An 18,551-nucleotide genomic window follows, 5' to 3' on the forward strand; every position below is an offset into this window, starting at 1 on the left:
CCTTTAGAAAGTGTTACTAATATTAAAGCTGATGGTCTTTGTATCGTCATCTTCTTCTTTTTGCAATGGATACGCAAAACTAATCAGCATTGGACCCATTGGAGAGATCCATTGTAAAGATAAACCGGTCGATACCCTAAAGCGCATTGGATCAGAGTAATCGTCTAACTTAGCACGCTCATCTGGCGCTAAGTTTTGGAAACGGTCAACGTTAAATTCAGTATCCCATACGTTTGCAGCATCTACAAAGAAACTGGTACGTACAGAGCTGGTGTTTTCTTCATCTAAGAACGGCGTAGGTACAATTAGCTCCATACCTGCAACCGCTTTTGCATTACCACCAATACGCCCTTGCGGTACTAAAATATCAAACTCTTCTGAGCCACCAATACTACCGGTTGTCGTCCCATCAGCATTTGGAGTACCTGGAATTGATAAAGGAATACGCGATACAGCACGAGGTAATATTGTATTACGGTCAAAGCCACGTAGTTCCATTTCAGTTATACGGAAGTACTCTTGAAACGGCAGTGTTTGCTCATAGCCATTAGTCGACCCATAGCCATTACCGTAACCAAGCGCTGCACGTGTTGAGAACACCCAACGGTGGTCATTAGAAATAGGCCAGTAAAAGCGAGAATCGTAGTTCAGTTTAAAGTACTGAAGATCTGAATTAGGCGTTGTGGCTGTTAAATTTAATGTTTGGCGCGAACCCGCTGTTGGGAATAAACCACGGTTAACGGTAATACGCGACCAACCAACGCTTAGCTCATATTTAGTAAAGTCAAAGCCAGCATCTGGGTTTTCTTCATCTAAGAAGGTTTCGCGAAGTACACGTGTTTGCTCGTACTCAGCAATTTCTGATAGTTCTTCTTGAATCCAACGTACACCAAAGTTAACACGGTTTACCGCATCAATTGGGAAGCCAATGTTGGTACCAATACCATAACTTGTTGACTTATAATCTACTAAGCTAAATTTACTGGCATCGTAGTTGTTGTAGAAAATACTGCTGCCTTGCGATACGCCATCTGGTGTAAAGTAAGGGTCGGTGTACGACAAGCTAATGCTTTCTGAACCTGTCGAGGTATTTAGATTTAAGCCAATTTGGTTACCCGTGCCTAAAAAGTTAGATTCGGTGACACCAATATTAAACTGTAAACCTGCATATGAACCATATGCTAAGCCCGCATTAAAGCTACCTGCCGATTGCTCTTTTACCGTAAAGTCTACATCAACTTGGTCATCCACACCTGGGACTGGCACTACGTTAAAATCAACAGTTTCCATGTACGGTAAACGTTGGATTTGCAGTTTTGAGCGCTCAAGGTTTTGATTAGATAACCATGCACCTTCAAGTTGTGTCATTTCGCGGCGAACTACCTCATCAGCGGTATTTTGGTTACCACCCACAATAATACGGCGAACGTATACACGTTTACCCGGATTTACCGACAGCGTAAGTTGCACTTCTTGTTTTTCATCGTCAATTTCTGGAATTGTACGAACTTCGGCATTGGCATAACCAAAGCGCGCTAAATAGCTTTTTATAAATTCTTCAGATGAAGTGACTACAGAGCCGTTATACAGCTCACCAGCGCGAAGTGGAATAACGCTTTTGATTAGCTCTTCTCGGCCAAGTAAATCACCGATAAAGTCAAAACCTTTAACCGTATATTTAACACCTTCAGTTAAGTTAGCTGTTACATACACTGACTCTCGCTCAGGGCTTACTGATACTTGCGTTGAATCAATATTAAAACGTAAGTAACCACGGTCCAGATAAAAACTACGGATTTTTTCTAAATCGCCTTCAATGGTTTGTTTTTGGTAACGGTCGCTACCCATAAACTGCCACCATGGTAAATCTTGTTGCGATTCAGCAAGCTTTAAAAGTTCTTCGTTAGAGAATAATTCGTTACCCACTAAGTTGATTTGACGAATAGAGGCGGCTTCGCCTTCGTCAAATTCTAGCTTAAGCTTTACACGGTTACGTGGCAGCTTAGTTACGCTAATATCAACGGTGGCGTTGTATTTACCAATACTGTGGAAAAACTCAACTAAGCCCTTTTCGATATTATCGATAACAGTTTTATCAAGTGGTTCACCTTGGCGAATATCTTGCTGATCGAGTGATTCGTTAAGCTGCTCATCTTTTATATCTTTATTGCCTTCAAACTCAATAAAGCTAATAGTAGGACGCTCAGTAACTTTGAAAATAACGTTATTACCATCGCGTAACGCTTTGATGTTGTCAAAGTGACCTGAACGATAAAGTGACTTTATTGTTTTTGAAATCGTATAGTCATCAACGTTATCGCCCACATTGATAGGAACATGCGTAAGTGCTGCACCAAGTGCTACACGTTGCAAGCCTTCAATTTTTAAATCTTCAACAATAAAGGAGTTTTGGCCTAGGGCTGCAAAGCTTGCACCCAATAAACTTGAAACTGCCAAATGTTTTTTTATAGCCATTTTATTATCTTTATCCTTTACAACTGTATTACCGCTTAACATCAAAACTAATAATTAGTGATGCTTACAATCGTGTTCTAATTAGTAATTGTCACGCTGTAACTACAAACGCGATACATCATTGAACAAAGCGAAACATGTTAAAAATATGAGCAGCAAGGCGCCCACTTTAAAACCAAATTCTTGTGTCTTTTCAGAGACCGGCTTTTTACGGAAAAGTTCAATTATGTAATACATTAAGTGTCCGCCATCAAGCACTGGCAGAGGCAATAAATTAAATACACCCAAGTTAACGCTTATTAGCGCTAAAAAGCTTAAAAAGGCAACTAGTCCGTAGCTTACGCTAGTTCCTGCCCCAACTGCAATGCCCACAGGACCACTTAAATTTTTAACCGAAACCTGACCTGTAATTAAATTACCAATCATGTCAAAGCTAAGCGTTATAAGGCGCCAAGTCTCTTGAGTACCACGAGCAATACTATCAAGCGGACCAAAGCTTCGGGTCTCAACATAGCCCTCAGGCCAAGGCTGAACAACCGGCGCAACGCCTAAAAACCCTTGCTCAACACCTTGTTCATTAATACGCGATTTAGGCGTTACTATTACGCTATTTATACTATCTTGTCTTTTTACACTAAATTGTAAAGATTTGTTAGCCGATTGCGTAATAAGATTAACTAATTGCTGCCAATCGCTTATTGTTTCACCATTTACGGCGATAATCGTATCGTTAACTTGTAAATTTGCCACTTCGGCAGCAGAGTTTTTAGTAATAGCCGCAATCGTTAATGTGGCTTGGGGTCTAAAGGGGACAATACCTAACGAACTCAGTGGTGGCACATCTTGTTTATCAAGCTTCCAACCTTCGACGTTGAGTATTTTTGTTTGCTCTTGGTAGTTCTGATTACGCACAACAACGGGCACGCTTTGTTCACCTAAGCTCGACATAAGTGCAAACGTTGCATCTTGCCAAGTAGTAATATCATCACCGCCAATTTTAATAATTTGCTCTGAGGGCATAATGCCCGCCTGCTCTGCACGGCTTCCCTCGGTAATGCTACCTACCACAGGTTTTACCGACTGTACGCCCACCATATACATAGTAGCAAGCGCTACAATGGCGAATAAAAAGTTTGCCAACGGCCCGGCGGCAACAATCGCTATACGCGCCTGAACAGATTTAGCGTTAAATGATAAATGACGCTCACTTTGAGGTACTTCATCAACACGCTCATCAAGCATTTTAACGTAGCCACCCAGTGGGATAGCAGCTATTACATATTCTGTATTATACTTATCGTGCCATTTTATAAGTGGTTTACCGAAGCCAATTGAAAAGCGCAGTACTTTAACGCCCATCTTACGGGCAACCCAGAAGTGTCCATATTCATGAATAGCAACTAAAATACCTAACGCTAAAATAAACGAGCCAAGGTTCCAAAAAAAATCTAACATATTAATGAATCACTTTTGTTACTAGCTTTGCCGCACGTTCACGGGCTAATTTGTCACACTCTAAAATCTCTTCCAAACTTTGTACGTTCGTAGATGTCGCATCGTCGAGTGTTTGTGCATTAATTTTATAAATGTCAGTAAAGCCAATTTGACCTTTTAAAAATGCCGCAACAGCAATTTCGTTTGCCGCGTTAACGGTGGTAGTTGCACCTTGCCCGGCACTGCACGCGTTAATAGCGAGTTGTAAATTTGGATAACGGTCGAAGTCGGGCTTAGTAAACGAAAAATCACAAAGATCCGAAAAGTTTAGTGGCTTCACGCCAGCATCTATCCGCTCAGGATAAGCAAGCGCATGCGCTATAGGCGTGCGCATATCAGGGTTACCCATTTGCGCTAAAATAGAGCCATCATGGTATTGCACCATAGAATGAATAATACTTTGCGGGTGGATCACCACATCAATATCGCGGGTGTCACAATTAAACAGCCATTTAGCTTCAATAAATTCAAGCCCTTTGTTCATCATGGTGGCTGAATCTACCGATATTTTTTGCCCCATAGACCAATTTGGATGCGCGACGGCTTCACTTACTGTTACCGCTTTTAAGGTGTTTATATCGCGCGTTAAAAATGGACCACCGGAGCCGGTAAGTAAAAGTTTGCTTACGCCATTTTTTTGTAAATTTTGATCAACATTTGCGTTTTGAAGTGAGTGAGGTAAGCACTGAAAAATAGCGTTGTGCTCGCTATCAATGGGTAACAATGTGGCTTTGTGCTGTTTTACCTTATCAATAAACAATTGCCCTGACATAACCAACGATTCTTTGTTGGCCAGGAGTACTTTTTTACCGGCCTCAACAGCACTAAGTGTAGGCAGTAAACCGGCAGCGCCCACAATAGCCGACATAACGGTATCTACATCAGGGTGGGCGCATAAATCGCTCATAGCCTGCTGTGAATGCATTACTAAGGTTTGGCATGGCGTATTATTTAAATAAGACGATAGTTGCTCTGCAGCGCTTTGTGTAGCCATAACTGCATATAACGGCTCATGCTCAATACACAGTTCAGCCATTTTTTTTGCATTGTTGCCTGCTGTTAAAGCAAATACGTTAAATAACGTTTTATTTCTTGCGACTACGTCTAATGTACTTAAACCGATTGAACCTGTGGCGCCTAAAATAACAAGTTGTTGCTGTTGGCTCATAAACTCAAGGTCCATGCATAACACATTACAAACATAGGTGCTGCAGCAGTTAAGCTGTCGATTCTGTCTAAAATACCGCCGTGCCCAGGTAAACAGCGGCCGCTGTCTTTTAGGCCTGCTTCACGTTTAAACATACTTTCGAGCAAGTCACCAACAGCCGAAAATAAAGCAATAAATGCGGTCATTAAGGCATAAATAGGCCATACAGCAAAATCAACACCGGTAAAGTGGCAAAATGCTAAAACAAATATAATTGATGCAACCACACCGCCGGCTAGACCTTCGATGGTTTTGTTTGGGCTTACCTTTGGCATTAATTTGTGCTTACCAAAACTTTTACCTGTAAAGTAAGCCCCTACATCGGCACTCCACACAATACCCAGTACAACTAAAATCAGTACCGAGCCAAAATGCGTTGATTCAGCGTATTGGGCGCTGCGTAAGGTGTTAAGTGCTAGCCACAGAGGAACCAAGGTAAGCAACCCTGCAATACCACGCATTACTAAGCCTTCGTTCCATGCTTTAGCCATAGCTGGGTAGCGCCAAATTAAATAACTGGCCACAATCCACCATGCAAACGAGAGCGTAAACAGGTAATTAGCATCACCAACCAACTGGCCGTTTTGCCACAAAGACTCTATTGGCCAATGTAAATTTAATAGCGCCAATAAGGCGGCGATTAACACAACAAATGCGCCGCGCTTTAATTTTCCACACAGACCCATAAATGCAGACCACTCCCACGCGCCAAGTAAAACAATAATACCGGCGAAATAACTAAATAAAGTTAGTGGAGTATAAAAAACCAAGGCTAGCGCTAACGGCGCTAATACAACCGAGGTTAAAATTCGTTGTTTTAACAAAATTGTGACCCTTATTCTATTTTAGGTTTGAGCGAGTAATTGTTTTATTTGTTCGCCCGTACAACCAAAACGTCTTTCTCTGGCAACGTAGCACGCAATGGCCTCTGCAAATGCGGCTTCATTAAAATCAGGCCAAAGAGTGTCGGTAAAGTAAAGTTCCGCGTATGCAGCTTGCCATAGTAAAAAGTTACTAATACGAACATCACCACCCGTGCGAATTAATAAATCCGGCTCGGCTTGGTCTGCCATGCTCATATGCTGTGCTATGCGCTCTTCTGTAACATCCTCAGCCTTGAGTTGTCCGTTTTCAACTTGTAATGCAAGTTGCTTTGCTGCATTTACCATATCCCATCTACCGCCATAATTAGCGGCTACATTTAAATGCAAACCGGTGTTATCTGCTGTTAGCTCATGCGCAGCGTTTACTTTGCTACGTAAACTTTCAGAGAATCGTGATAAATCTCCAATAATGGTCAGTTTTACATTATTTTTATGAAGCTTTTTGACTTCCTTTGTTAAAACAAACAAAAAAAGCTCCATTAACGTGTTTACTTCGTCTTCGGGGCGGCGCCAGTTTTCACTACTAAAAGCAAATAAGGTTAACGATTGTATCCCTAATTTAGTACAAAACTGAACAGATTGACGAACTGCGTCCACGCCTTTTTTATGCCCGAACACACGAGGTCTATTTCTAGCTTGTGCCCAACGCCCGTTACCATCCATGATGATGGCAACATGTTTAGGTAAGCATTGCTGTGAAATTGTGTCAGCGTCTAGAACCATAAATATTGAGTATTCCATAAAAAAACGCCGCCTAGTATACCCTAGACGGCGTTTCAAAACTAATATATTTCATAACCTACATTGAGGTTATTTAGCTGCTTAGATTTCCATCAACTCAGCTTCTTTAGCAGTTAACTGCGTATCCATTTCTTTAATGAATTTATCTGTAAGCTTTTGAATTGTATCTTCTGCTTGACGCGCTTCATCTTCAGAAATTTCTTTATCTTTTAATAACGATTTAATATCGCCGTTAGCATCACGACGAATATTACGCACAGCAACACGGCCGCTTTCTACTTCGCCACGTACAATTTTAATTAAATCTTTACGACGCTCTTCTGTAAGCGGAGGAAGTGGTACGCGAATTACTGTACCTGCAGACATTGGGTTTAAACCTAAGTCAGACGCCATAATTGCTTTTTCTACAGCTTGCGCTAAAGACTTATCGAATACGCCAATAGCCAGAGTACGAGAGTCTTCGATTGTTACATTAGCCACTTGGTTAAGCGGTGTATCAGCACCGTAGTACGATACCATGATACCGTCTAATATTGCCGGATGAGCACGGCCCGTACGGATTTTTGATAATTGACTACCTAGTGCTGCTACACTTTTTTGCATGCGCTCTTGCGCATCTTTTTGAATATCGTTAATCACGGTTTAATCCTAATTATTTGATTACTTCATCTGAGGCTTGTGAAGAGATAAGCGTGCCTTCTTCTTCACCCATAATTACGCGTTTTAACGCGCCTGATTTATTCATGTTAAATACGCTCAATGGCATATTATGATCGCGAGCGAGTGTAAACGCCGCTAAATCCATTACTTTTAGTTCTTTATCAATAATTTCATTGTAGCTTAAATGACGATAAAGCGTGGCATCTGGGTTTTTAACCGGATCATCACTGAATACGCCATCAACCTTAGTGGCTTTAATTACCGTGTCGGCTTCAATTTCAATACCGCGTAAACACGCAGCAGAGTCAGTGGTAAAGAACGGGTTACCTGTGCCTGCTGAAAAAATAACAACGCGGCCAGATTTCAATAAGCTAATTGCTTCGGCCCAGTTATATGCGTCACACACGCCGTTTAGTGGAATTGCCGACATTAAACGACAATTAACAAATGCACGGTGTAGCGCATCACGCATTGCAAGGCCATTCATTACCGTTGCAAGCATACCCATGTGATCGCCCACTACGCGGTTCATGCCAGCCTCAGCTAGCGAGCCACCACGTAAAAAGTTACCACCGCCGATAACCAAACCCACTTCTACGTCAAGCTCTACCAGCTCTTTAATCTCTTGAGCCATACGATCTAATACTTTAGGGTCGATGCCGAAGCCTTCGTCTCCCATTAAAGCTTCACCACTTAATTTAAGAAGAACACGTCTAAAAATAGGTTTACGATTGATAGTCATAGTATTGGGGCCAACTTTTTATTGAATTATGGGTAAAAAATAACCGCGCTTATGATAAACATAAAAGCGCGGTTATTTTAAAGAATTTCTAAGCGTGACGCAAAAGCAAATAGTACTTTAATGGCATCTAATTTCCTTATGCATCACAAATAGTTAATCTTACTCGCCTTTAGCAGCTGCAATTTGAGCAGCAACTTCAGCAGCAAAATCTTCTTCTTTCTTCTCGATACCTTCACCAACTTCTACACGTGCGAAGCTAGTAACTGTTGCGTTTTTCTCTTTAAGAATTTCGCCAACAGATTTCTTAGGCTCCATGATGAAAGCTTGACCAGTAAGAGAAACCTCACCAGTAAATTTCTTCATGCGGCCAACAACCATTTTTTCAGCGATTTCAGCAGGCTTACCTTCGTTCATCGCGATGTCGATTTGTACTTGCTTTTCTTTTTCAACAACGTCAGCAGGTACATCTTCAGGCGTTAAGTACTCTGGGTTTGACGCAGCAACGTGCATTGCAATGTGCTTAAGAGTCTCTTCATCAGCAACACCTGCAACAACAACACCAATACGCTCACCGTGACGGTATTCAACAAGTGTTTCACCCGTGATGTACTGAAGGCGACGTACGTTGATGTTTTCGCCAATCTTAGTTACTAGCTCAACACGGTCTTCTTCAAACTTAGCTTGTAAGTCTTCGATAGTGATTGTTTCAGCGATAGCAGCGTCAGCAACTTTGTTAGCAAATGCTAAGAAGCTTTCGTCTTTTGCTACGAAGTCAGTTTGACAGTTAACTTCTACAAGTACTGCAACACCATCGTTTTTCTTGATGATGATAGTACCTTCAGCAGCAATGTTACCTGCTTTTTTAGCAGCCTTTGCAGCACCGCTCTTACGCATGTTTTCAATCGCTAACTCGATGTCGCCATCAGTTTCAGTTAACGCTTTTTTACAATCCATCATGCCAGCGCCAGTACGCTCGCGTAATTCTTTAACTAGGGCAGTAGTTACAGCCATTAGTAAATCCTCAAATCAGGTATTAGATAAGCGGGTAAACCGCTCTACAAGAATAGCAAGTCTTCACCTTAAAAAGATGAAGACTTGATGACAGCTAATTACTCAGCTTCTACAAAGTCGTCTTTCTCAGCTTGAGCAACGATGTTGTTCTCACGACCTTCAGTGATAGCAGCTGCAACAGAGCTAGTGTAAAGGTTGATTGCACGGATAGCATCATCGTTACCAGGTACGATGTAATCAACACCGTCTGGGTTAGAGTTAGTATCAACGATTGCAACAACTGGAATACCTAGGTTGTTAGCTTCACGGATAGCAATGTGCTCGTGATCAGCATCGATAACGAAGATAGCGTCTGGAAGGCCACCCATGTTTTTGATACCGCCAAGGCTCTTTTCAAGCTTTTCCATTTCGCGAGTAAGCATTAACGCTTCTTTCTTAGTTAACTTCTCGAAAGTACCGTCTTGGCTTTGCGCTTCAAGGTCTTTAAGACGCTTGATTGACTGACGAACTGTTTTCCAGTTAGTTAACATACCACCTAACCAGCGGTGGTTAACGAAGAACTGGTCGCTTTGTAAAGCAGCTTCTTTAACTGCTTCGCTTGCTGCGCGCTTAGTACCAACGAAAAGAACTTTACCTTTGTTTGCAGCAGCACTTGATAAAAACTTAAGTGCGTCGTTGAACATTGGTACTGTTTGCTCAAGGTTGATGATATGTACACGGTTACGTGCGCCGAAGATGAAAGGCTTCATCTTAGGGTTCCAGTAACGTGCTTGGTGACCAAAGTGAACACCAGCTTGAAGCATATCGCGCATTGAAACGTTTGCCATTTTGTAAATCCTCTATGTAGTTTAGGGTTAGGCCTCCACATATCCCATAGCACCAACACCGAAGTATTTAAACTTCAAATGCACCCAAGTGTATGTGACGATACGTGTGTGTGTTAAAATAAAATTGTGTTTGCCTTAAATACAAAAAATCATTTAAGAATTTATTTGTAAAAAGACGGCGCGCTTTATACCATATTAAAATTAAATACTCAACGTCGCGTGCAAAATTTGTGCGACGATAAATGTTAAAAAATGCAACTTTGGAGCCTCAATGAGCGCTGTGATCAAGACCCCTGAAGAAATTGAAAAAATGCGTGTAGCCGGGCGTTTAGCGGCAGACGTACTTGAAATGATTGAACCACATGTAGTGCCGGGTGTGACTACTGATGAGCTAAATACAATTTGTCATGATTATATTGTAAATGTGCAAGATGCTATCCCTGCGCCGTTAAATTACCACGGTTTTCCTAAGTCGGTATGTACCTCTGTAAATCATGTAATTTGTCATGGCATTCCAAATGACAAACCGTTAAAAGATGGCGATAGCGTCAACATTGATGTCACCGTAATTAAAGATGGATACCATGGCGATACCTCTAAAATGTTTCATGTAGGTACACCTAATATTCAAGGTAAGCGTCTTGCACAAGTAACACAAGAAAGCTTATACCTTGCTATAAAAATGGTAAAACCTGGTGTGCGTTTAGGCGATATTGGTGAAGCAATCCAAAAATACGCTGAGAGCTTTAATTACTCTATTGTACGTGAATACTGCGGCCACGGTATAGGTAGCGAATTCCACGAAGAGCCACAAGTAATGCACTACGGTAAAGCAGGTACAGGCGAAACCCTTAAAGCGGGTATGTGTTTAACAATAGAGCCAATGGTTAACGCAGGTAAGCGCCAGTGTAAACTTTTAAAAGATGAGTGGACTGTTGTTACACGCGACCGTAGTTTGTCTGCACAGTGGGAACATACCTTATTAGTGACTGAAAATGGTGTTGAAATTTTAACGCTGCGATCGGATGATACTATCGACAGGATTATCGAACACTAATAACAAAACCACAGCATATGATAAGTACAGCTTGTTATATGTGAAAGGTTCAATAAGGAGCCAGCCCACGTGGCATTACCCAACAAAGTAAAAAAGTTGCTTAGCGATGCTGAGCAGCTGAGCGATTATCGCGATTGTTCTAGCTATTTTTATAAGTGGTTACATAACGAATTCTCTAAGCAACCAGTTGGTAATTTAATTAATGCCCGGGCAGAGTTTATAGACCGCCTGCTAATTAAACTGTTTCATGTTTACGATTTAGCTCATGAACCTGATCTAGCCCTTATTGCTGTGGGCGGTTACGGGCGTGGCGAGTTACACCCCTACTCCGACATTGACTTTTTATTGCTCGTTACGCAACCGCCTAGCGAGCAAATCTGCGAAAAAATAGGCCAGTTTGTTACCATGCTTTGGGATCTCAACCTTGAGATAGGACACAGTGTGCGTACCATTGAACAAGCTATAGAGCAAAAGCGTGAAGACGTTACCTTTGCTACCAGCTTGCTTGAAAGTCGCCTTATTTTTGGTAACCACATTGAGTTTGAAAAACTCAAAACACATATTATCGAGACCCCCGTTTGGCGCTCCGGCGAATTTTTTGTGGCCAAAGTACAAGAGCAAAACTTACGTCATAAAAAATGCCATGGCACAGCGTATAACCTAGAGCCAAACATTAAAGAAAACCCAGGTGGACTGCGCGACTTGCAAACCATTATTTGGGTTGCTAAAAAGCACTTTAGAGCCGAAACCTTACAAGAGCTTATTAACCACGGCTACTTAACGCATGAAGAGTTTCAGGAGCTTTCAGAGTGCCTAGAAAACCTTTGGAATATTCGCTTTGCATTGCATTTAGCCGCTGGGCGCTCAGAAAACCGCTTACTGTTTGACCATCAACCCAACGCCGCAGAAATACTCGGGTTTGGAAGTGATGGTAAAGCGTCAGTTGAGCGTATGATGAAACGCTTATTTAGAATAATGAGCCGCGTACGCGAGCTTAATCAAATGCTGTTATCTTACTTTGAAGAAAGTATCATGCCAGAGAGCAGCGAAGCACCGATAATAGAGTTAGACAAAGACTTTGAACGTGTTGGCCACCAAATAAGGGTTAAAAACCCATCGGTATTTTTTAGACGCGATCAACTGTTTGTTTTGTTTGAGCATATTGCCGACAACCCCGAAATTACGCATATTTATCCAAGTACTATTCGTACCATTAGGCAAGTACGCAGGCGCCTATTAGGTGATTTACAAGATTATGCGGCATGTCGCGAAGCATTTATGCGTATTGTAAAACACCCAAACGGCATGGGCCGTGCATTTACGCTCATGCACAAGCACGGCATGTTGGCCGCTTATTTACCACAGTGGCGTAATATATTTGGGCAAATGCAGTTTGATTTATTTCATGCCTACACGGTAGATGAGCACACCCATAAATTAATCAATAATATTTACCAATATTTTGATAAATCTAAAGTGAGCGAGTTTCCTATTTGCAGTGAAATAGTAACCCGTATGGATAAGCCCGAGCTGCTTTATTTAGCGGGTATTTTTCATGATATTGCGAAAGGCCGTGGGGGTGATCATTCAGAGCTTGGATCGGTTGATGCTATTGCTTTTTCTAAACTGCATGGTTTCCCCTCATCTGATGGCAAGCTTATTTCGTGGCTCGTTGGTAACCATTTACTTATGTCGGTTACAGCACAACGTAAAGATATAAATGACCCAGGTGTAATTAAAGACTTTGCATCACGGGTAAAAAATGAGCGCCAGCTCGACTACCTCTATTGTTTAACCGTTGCCGATATACGCGCTACCAACGATAATTTATGGAATGATTGGAAAAACACGTTACTGCGCGAACTCTACCTACATACTCAGCGCGCATTGCGCCTAGGGCTTGAAAACCCAATGGATCAACGCGACCAAATACGCGATAAAAAACACCAAGCTAAACAGCGCTTACTTAATTTGGGCTACCTAGAAAACCAAATTGATTTAATTTGGAGCCGCTTTAAAGCCAATTACTTTACTGCCTTTAGCGAGCAGCAAATATCATGGCAAAGTGAACACCTATTAAAATGCGCAGACTTGAGCTTACCCAGTGTCATTGTTTCTGATAAAGCAATGCATGGTGGCACGCAAGTGTTTGCTTATAGCCCCTACTCTGGGCCGTTATTCGCTCGCTTAGTTAGCGTAATTGGTTCTAAAAAAGCGCAAATACAACACGCGCAGGTGCTTACAACTAAAGATGGCTACGCCCTATTTAACTTTGTAATACTAGAAGTGAGCGGCGACCCTATTGCAAGTAGCCGTGCTCAGTCAATTAAACGTGGGCTTGAGCAAGCACTGAACGAGCCACGTAAAAAAATACGCTTTAAAAAGAATCGCTCGCAACGATTTAAAGACTTTAATATTAAACCCAAAATTGTACTGCGCCCACACGCGCGTAAAGATCGCAGCCTAATAGAAATTCAAGCTGTAGATATACCCGGTTTACTAACCAAAATTGCCGAAGTTTTCCAAGCGCATTTATTACACATTCACGCTGCCCGTATCACAACGGTAGGTGAACGTGCCGAGGATTTCTTTGTCGTATCAAATAACGAATACCAAGCGCTGACTGATGAAGAGCAAGCCAAAATTCATCAGGCATTACGTAAAAAATTCAACGCCGAAACAGAATAAGGACACACCATGTCAGATTTAAAAACCATGATAGAAAACGCGTGGGACAACCGCGACAACATTAGCCCAAGCACCGTATCAAGCGATGTCAAACAAGCGATTATCGACGCACTAGAATTACTTGATAGCGGCGCTGCCCGCGTTGCAGAAAAAATATCAGGTGAATGGGTTGTACACCAATGGCTTAAAAAAGCCGTATTACTGTCGTTTCGAATTCGCGATAACCAACCAATGAACGACGGCGTAAACCAATTTTACGACAAAGTACCGCTTAAATTTAGCGACTACACGCCGGAGCAGTTTCAGCAAGGTGGTATGCGCGTAGTACCCAATGCGGTAGCGCGTAAAGGCAGCTTTGTAGGTAAAAATGTGGTACTTATGCCATCGTACGTAAACATTGGCGCATTTGTAGACGAAGGCACCATGGTTGATACATGGGCCACAGTGGGCTCGTGTGCACAAATAGGTAAGAACGTACATTTATCGGGTGGTGTTGGCATAGGCGGCGTGTTAGAGCCACTACAAGCTAACCCAACCATCATTGAAGACAACTGTTTTATTGGCGCACGATCTGAAATTGTTGAAGGCGTAGTAGTAGAGGAAGGCGCTGTAATTTCAATGGGCGTTTATATCAGCCAAAGCACCCGTATTTACGACCGTGAAACCGGCGAAATTCACTACGGCCGCGTACCAGCAGGCGCTGTAGTTGTGCCAGGCGCGCTCCCATCAAAAGATGGCACCCACAGCCTGTACGCTGCAATTATCGTGAAAAAAGTAGATCAACAAACACGCGAAAAAGTAGGCATCAACGCCCTACTACGCTCAATTGATGATTAAAATAAGCGATAAGCTTTTAGTTGATTTGTGTTAAACGTAGGTTGGGTTGAGTGAAACGAAACCCAACAACACATTAAAGTTTAGTGTTTTAGCAAAAGTTTGATTGTATATTAAAAGCTCTAGATCTTTGGTTTAGAGCTTTTACTATATAAATAACTTGATTGAAATATTTACTTATAAAAAACATTAATTAGAGCATGCATGGAAAAACTAACGAAAAGATTAATAATTTTCTTACTAATAGGAATTATTCTAACTGTCGCTCCTTTAATTTATTCTTTTAAACCTCAGCTTTCTAGCAATGTAGAGCACTGGGCTTTTATCGCTTCTTATTTTGGTGGAATAATGTCGCCCTATATAGCGGCACTAGCTTTGATTGCTTTGCTTTCTACACTGAAACAACAATCAGACCAAATAACCCTATTGAAAAAGCAAACTCAATCTAGTCAAATTGAAACTATGCTTAGCAAAATAGAATGTGACTTTGCAACACCTTTAAAAGAAACTTTATTAAACCTCAAAATTCGTGGAAAAGAGGTCAATTACACTTTCTTAGACCCTATCACTGCTTTAGCCTTTCCTGAATGGGAGAAAGTAATTCCAAATATTGATGATTTAGAGCCAAGTAAAAAATATGATTATTTGAGTCAAGAAATTATGCAATTAGATTTATATACTTCCGCAAGTTCATATTTGAAGTTAATTAAAGTTTATTCAGAAAAGCATGAAGATATAACTGGCTCTAATATATTATCGGCTTATTATAAAAAAAAATATAAAATCCCTTACAAAAGGCTTCATCAGAAAGGTTTTTTCAATGAGCCTTGGGAGTAGCAATATAACTATACTCAAGATACTAACGTTATAAACAACGAGCCTTTCAAATGTCCGTTGGGTTTCGCTTCACTCAACCCAACCTACGGCGATAAAATTAACGCCGAGCAGCTCGTCACTGATAGCTGACAACTAGAAACTTCCATTAAACCAATAAAAAAGCACTTATAAAAATAAGTGCCTTTTAATTTGCTCAATTAACTTTTAATTACAGCGCGTTAAAAACGTCGTCTGTTTTAGCTGCGCAAATAAAGTCGTTTTTGTGTAGGCCTTTAATTGAATGGCTCCACCATGTAACCGTTACTTTGCCCCACTCGGTTAATAAACCAGGGTGATGGCCTTCATCTTCTGCCATATCGCCTACTTTGTTAGTAAACGCCATAGCTTGCTTAAAGTTTTTAAACTTATAAACACGCTCTAGCTGCATGATGCCGTCGCGTACCTCGGGTACCCAGTCTGGGATTTTAGTAATTAATTGTGCAAGCTCTTCGTCAGATACTTTTGGTGCATCTACGTGGCAAGCTTCGCATTTTTGTTCACTTAATGAAGACATTTTAAATCCTTACTTTAGCGTTTCTTTTTAAATTAAAGTTAACTGGCTAATTTTTCTTTTGGTGGAAATTTTGGGTCGTGCAAACCAAGCGCTTTAGCTTGCTCAACCAAAGACATAATGTCCATTTGCGATATATCAAACAGATCATGAATCGAATTAATGGTGTAGTACTGTGGTTGCATAATATCAATGCGGTACGGCGTACGCAGCACATCAATGACGCTCATGGGCGTTATCTCTGGTGTATCTGAATACACGTATTGCGTTTCACCCGGGCTTGATAAAATACCGCCGCCATAAATACGCAGGCCGTTTTCGGTTTGCATTAAACCAAACTCAACCGTAAACCAATACATACGTGCAAGGTACACGCGATCTTTTTTCTGCGCTGCGTACCCTAATTGGCCATATTTGTGTGTAAATTCGGCAAAGTCAGGGTTGGTTAGCATGGCGCAGTGGCCAAATATTTCATGAAAAATATCTGGCTCTTGAAGGTAGTCAAACTCTTCGCGGCTACGAATAAACGTGGCTACCGGAAATTGTTTGTTAGCCAACAACCTAAAAAACTCGTCAAAATCGATAAGCGCAGGTACAGGCGCTACTTGCCAACCAGTAGAGGCAAGAAGCACTTCGTTAAGTTCGCTTAACTGCGGTATACGATCCAGAGGTAGGTTTATTTTTTTAAGCCCCTCCATATATTCATCGCACGCTTTGCCTTCTATGCACGCAAGTTGGCGTGCTACAAGCTCAGACCAAGTTTTATTTTCTTCTTCGCTCCAATGTATAACACCATTTTCATCAGGTGTTTTAGAGGTGTACTTACTTGCTTTAGCCATAATAACCTTCTTGGGGTTAAGCCCTAAATGTGTGTCAGTGTGATACTCAAGATGAGTGAATATCTAATGCAGCCATACTATGCAAAAGTGAAGAAAAGTTTAATAGTTAAGCGTATATCGACATTTGGCACGATCACCTAAACTGTAAATTTAAAATTACACTAAAGGAACGAATAGTAAACACCTCCATTTACAAAGGCCTTAAAAGCCAAATGCTCCGTATATAATTAAATACACCTAACCAATTTTGGTAAAAGCTTGGTTTAAATCACTAATAATGTCGTTAACATCTTCAAGCCCTACTGAGAGCCTTATTAAGCCATCACTTATGCCTGCGGCTGCTCGCTCCTCGGGTGTATAAGGCGAGTGGGTCATTGATGCCGGGTGTTGAATAAGCGTTTCAGCATCACCTAAACTTACAGCAAGCGTGCAAAGCTTCATGCTATCAATAAACTGCGCCCCCTGAGCAAGGGTGCCCTTAATTTCAAATGCAATAACGCCACCTGCAGCTTTCATTTGATTGCCTAGGTATTTGTTACCAGGATGCGATTTAAGCCCGGGGTAATAAACAATATTAACCTGTGGATGCGCCTCTAAATATTCGGCAACCGTTTGCGCGCTTTGACAGTGACGCTCCATGCGTATGGCTAAGGTTTTTAAGCCACGGTTTATTAGCCAAGCGTCGTGCGGGCTTATGGTTGCACCAATATCTTTAAGTACCGTCATTTTTATTAAGGTAATGTGCTCTTGCGTTCCGCACACAAGCCCGGCTACTACATCACCATGGCCGTTTAAGTATTTGGTAGCGCTGTGCATAATAATATCTATCCCATATTGCTTAGGTGATTGCAGCAGCGGCGTTAAAAAGGTGTTGTCGACCACACTTATTAAATTGTGCTCTTTTGCAACTGCGCCAATCAGTGCCAAATCAATAACCGCCATAGTGGGATTAATTGGCGTTTCTACAAATATCATTTTTGAATTAGGTTTAATGGCAGCGCGGAGTTCATCCTCGCAGGTCATATCAACAAACGTGACTTCGATTCCCCAGCGCGGCAACATATGTGCAAAAAACGCGAACGTACAACCGTATAATGCACTTGATGCAACAAGGTGATCGCCCTGCGATAAAAAGCTCAATACCGATGCCGATACAGCCCCCATACCTGTAGCCGTCGCCGCTGCAGCTTCGCAGCCCTCTAACTGTGCTACTTTTTGCTCAAGTTCGGTGGTGGTTGGGTTACCTAAGCGGGTGTAAATATAACCTGGCTCTTCGCCTGCAAAACGAGCAGCGCCTTGTGCGGCGTTTTCAAAATGAAAGGTAGAGGTTTGATACAAAGGCGACGTGAGTGCGCCGTGCGGATCGTTTGCTTTTTGTGGGCCGTGAATGCATTGGGTATTAATATGATGCTTGCTCATTATGGGATCTCGTTTTTATTATGTGTGTCAATTACATAAATAAAACGCACCGCAGTTTAAATCACAAGCATGCCGGATGCTCAGACGGCTATTTGTACAAAAACCGCTCAGCGCGGTTTTGTACACAAATATTGCCACGCTGTTTTAGGGTCTGTTGATCTTTGCGGGTTAAAACTTGTTCAAACTAGGGGCTATTTAATCGCGGCGCGAGGTTTGTAACCTAGTGGGCTCGATAACTGCTCCTGCGTTATTCTAATGACTTACATCCATGTAAGAATAAGTAAAA

The 18,551-nt window shown here is 41.7% G+C and carries 16 protein-coding genes; 4 read left to right on the top strand and 12 right to left on the bottom strand.

What is annotated here, in order from left to right; all coding sequences use genetic code 11:
* Positions 1-3: 3 nt before the first annotated feature.
* The 9 genes from bamA to rpsB all read right to left on the bottom strand — a co-directional run bounded on the left by bamA (position 4) and on the right by rpsB (position 10,041).
* Complete coding sequence (bamA, locus tag AN393_RS12645) at positions 4-2,475, bottom strand: outer membrane protein assembly factor BamA (RefSeq protein ID WP_055018260.1); 2,472 nt, start codon at positions 2,473-2,475, stop codon at positions 4-6.
* Positions 2,476-2,577: 102 nt separating this feature from the next.
* Entirely contained in the window at positions 2,578-3,930 is a 1,353-nt protein-coding gene (gene rseP, locus AN393_RS12650; protein WP_055016163.1) for a sigma E protease regulator RseP, read from the bottom strand.
* A 1-nt stretch (position 3,931) separates the two neighbouring features.
* Positions 3,932-5,137 carry a 1-deoxy-D-xylulose-5-phosphate reductoisomerase gene (gene ispC, locus AN393_RS12655; RefSeq protein WP_055018256.1) on the bottom strand — a complete coding sequence of 402 codons (1,206 nt, stop codon included), beginning with the start codon at positions 5,135-5,137 and terminating at the stop codon, positions 3,932-3,934.
* Complete coding sequence (locus AN393_RS12660; RefSeq protein ID WP_055016165.1) at positions 5,134-6,000, bottom strand: phosphatidate cytidylyltransferase; 867 nt, start codon at positions 5,998-6,000, stop codon at positions 5,134-5,136. The genes ispC and AN393_RS12660 overlap by 4 nt, the downstream gene beginning before the upstream one ends.
* Positions 6,001-6,021: 21 nt before the next feature.
* On the bottom strand, positions 6,022-6,801 hold the full coding sequence (locus AN393_RS12665) for an isoprenyl transferase (protein ID WP_055016166.1): 780 nt from the start codon (positions 6,799-6,801) through the stop codon (positions 6,022-6,024).
* An 81-nt stretch (positions 6,802-6,882) separates the two neighbouring features.
* The gene (frr, locus tag AN393_RS12670) at positions 6,883-7,440 is read right to left on the bottom strand and encodes a ribosome recycling factor (protein ID WP_055016167.1); all 558 of its coding nucleotides are present in this window, start codon (positions 7,438-7,440) and stop codon (positions 6,883-6,885) included.
* A gap of 13 nt (positions 7,441-7,453) precedes the next feature.
* The gene (gene pyrH, locus AN393_RS12675; RefSeq protein ID WP_055016168.1) at positions 7,454-8,203 is read right to left on the bottom strand and encodes a UMP kinase; all 750 of its coding nucleotides are present in this window, start codon (positions 8,201-8,203) and stop codon (positions 7,454-7,456) included.
* 159 nt (positions 8,204-8,362) lie between these two features.
* Positions 8,363-9,214 (bottom strand): translation elongation factor Ts, encoded by an 852-nt coding sequence (gene tsf, locus AN393_RS12680; RefSeq protein WP_055016169.1) that lies wholly within the window; start codon positions 9,212-9,214, stop codon positions 8,363-8,365.
* Positions 9,215-9,312: 98 nt separating this feature from the next.
* Positions 9,313-10,041, bottom strand: a complete 729-nt coding sequence (gene rpsB / locus AN393_RS12685) for a 30S ribosomal protein S2 (RefSeq protein ID WP_004586918.1) — start codon at positions 10,039-10,041, stop codon at positions 9,313-9,315.
* A gap of 238 nt (positions 10,042-10,279) precedes the next feature.
* Here rpsB and map point away from each other — a divergent pair, with 238 nt between their 5' ends.
* The 4 genes from map (at position 10,280) to AN393_RS12705 (ending at position 15,457) form a co-directional block, all read left to right on the top strand.
* A complete protein-coding gene (gene map, locus AN393_RS12690) occupies positions 10,280-11,098 on the top strand; it encodes a type I methionyl aminopeptidase (protein ID WP_268795581.1) in 819 nt (272 codons plus the stop codon).
* 69 nt (positions 11,099-11,167) lie between these two features.
* Entirely contained in the window at positions 11,168-13,786 is a 2,619-nt protein-coding gene (gene glnD, locus AN393_RS12695; protein ID WP_055018257.1) for a [protein-PII] uridylyltransferase, read from the top strand.
* Positions 13,787-13,795: 9 nt separating this feature from the next.
* Positions 13,796-14,623, top strand: a complete 828-nt coding sequence (gene dapD, locus AN393_RS12700; protein ID WP_055016171.1) for a 2,3,4,5-tetrahydropyridine-2,6-dicarboxylate N-succinyltransferase — start codon at positions 13,796-13,798, stop codon at positions 14,621-14,623.
* Positions 14,624-14,824: 201 nt separating this feature from the next.
* Positions 14,825-15,457, top strand: coding sequence for a hypothetical protein (locus AN393_RS12705; protein WP_055018258.1), 633 nt, complete (start codon positions 14,825-14,827; stop codon positions 15,455-15,457).
* Positions 15,458-15,665: 208 nt separating this feature from the next.
* Here AN393_RS12705 and AN393_RS12710 read toward each other — a convergent pair whose 3' ends face one another.
* The 3 genes from AN393_RS12710 to megL form a co-directional block, all read right to left on the bottom strand.
* Positions 15,666-16,010: a 4a-hydroxytetrahydrobiopterin dehydratase gene (locus AN393_RS12710; RefSeq protein ID WP_055016173.1), complete on the bottom strand. Its 345-nt coding sequence runs from the start codon at positions 16,008-16,010 to the stop codon at positions 15,666-15,668.
* Positions 16,011-16,048: 38 nt separating this feature from the next.
* Positions 16,049-16,846 carry a phenylalanine 4-monooxygenase gene (gene phhA / locus AN393_RS12715; RefSeq protein ID WP_055018259.1) on the bottom strand — a complete coding sequence of 266 codons (798 nt, stop codon included), beginning with the start codon at positions 16,844-16,846 and terminating at the stop codon, positions 16,049-16,051.
* A 237-nt stretch (positions 16,847-17,083) separates the two neighbouring features.
* On the bottom strand, positions 17,084-18,265 hold the full coding sequence (gene megL, locus AN393_RS12720; protein ID WP_055016175.1) for a methionine gamma-lyase: 1,182 nt from the start codon (positions 18,263-18,265) through the stop codon (positions 17,084-17,086).
* Between the last annotated feature and the right edge of the window lie 286 nt (positions 18,266-18,551).

It is taken from the genome of Pseudoalteromonas sp. P1-25 (assembly GCF_001401805.1).
Taxonomy (GTDB): domain Bacteria; phylum Pseudomonadota; class Gammaproteobacteria; order Enterobacterales; family Alteromonadaceae; genus Pseudoalteromonas.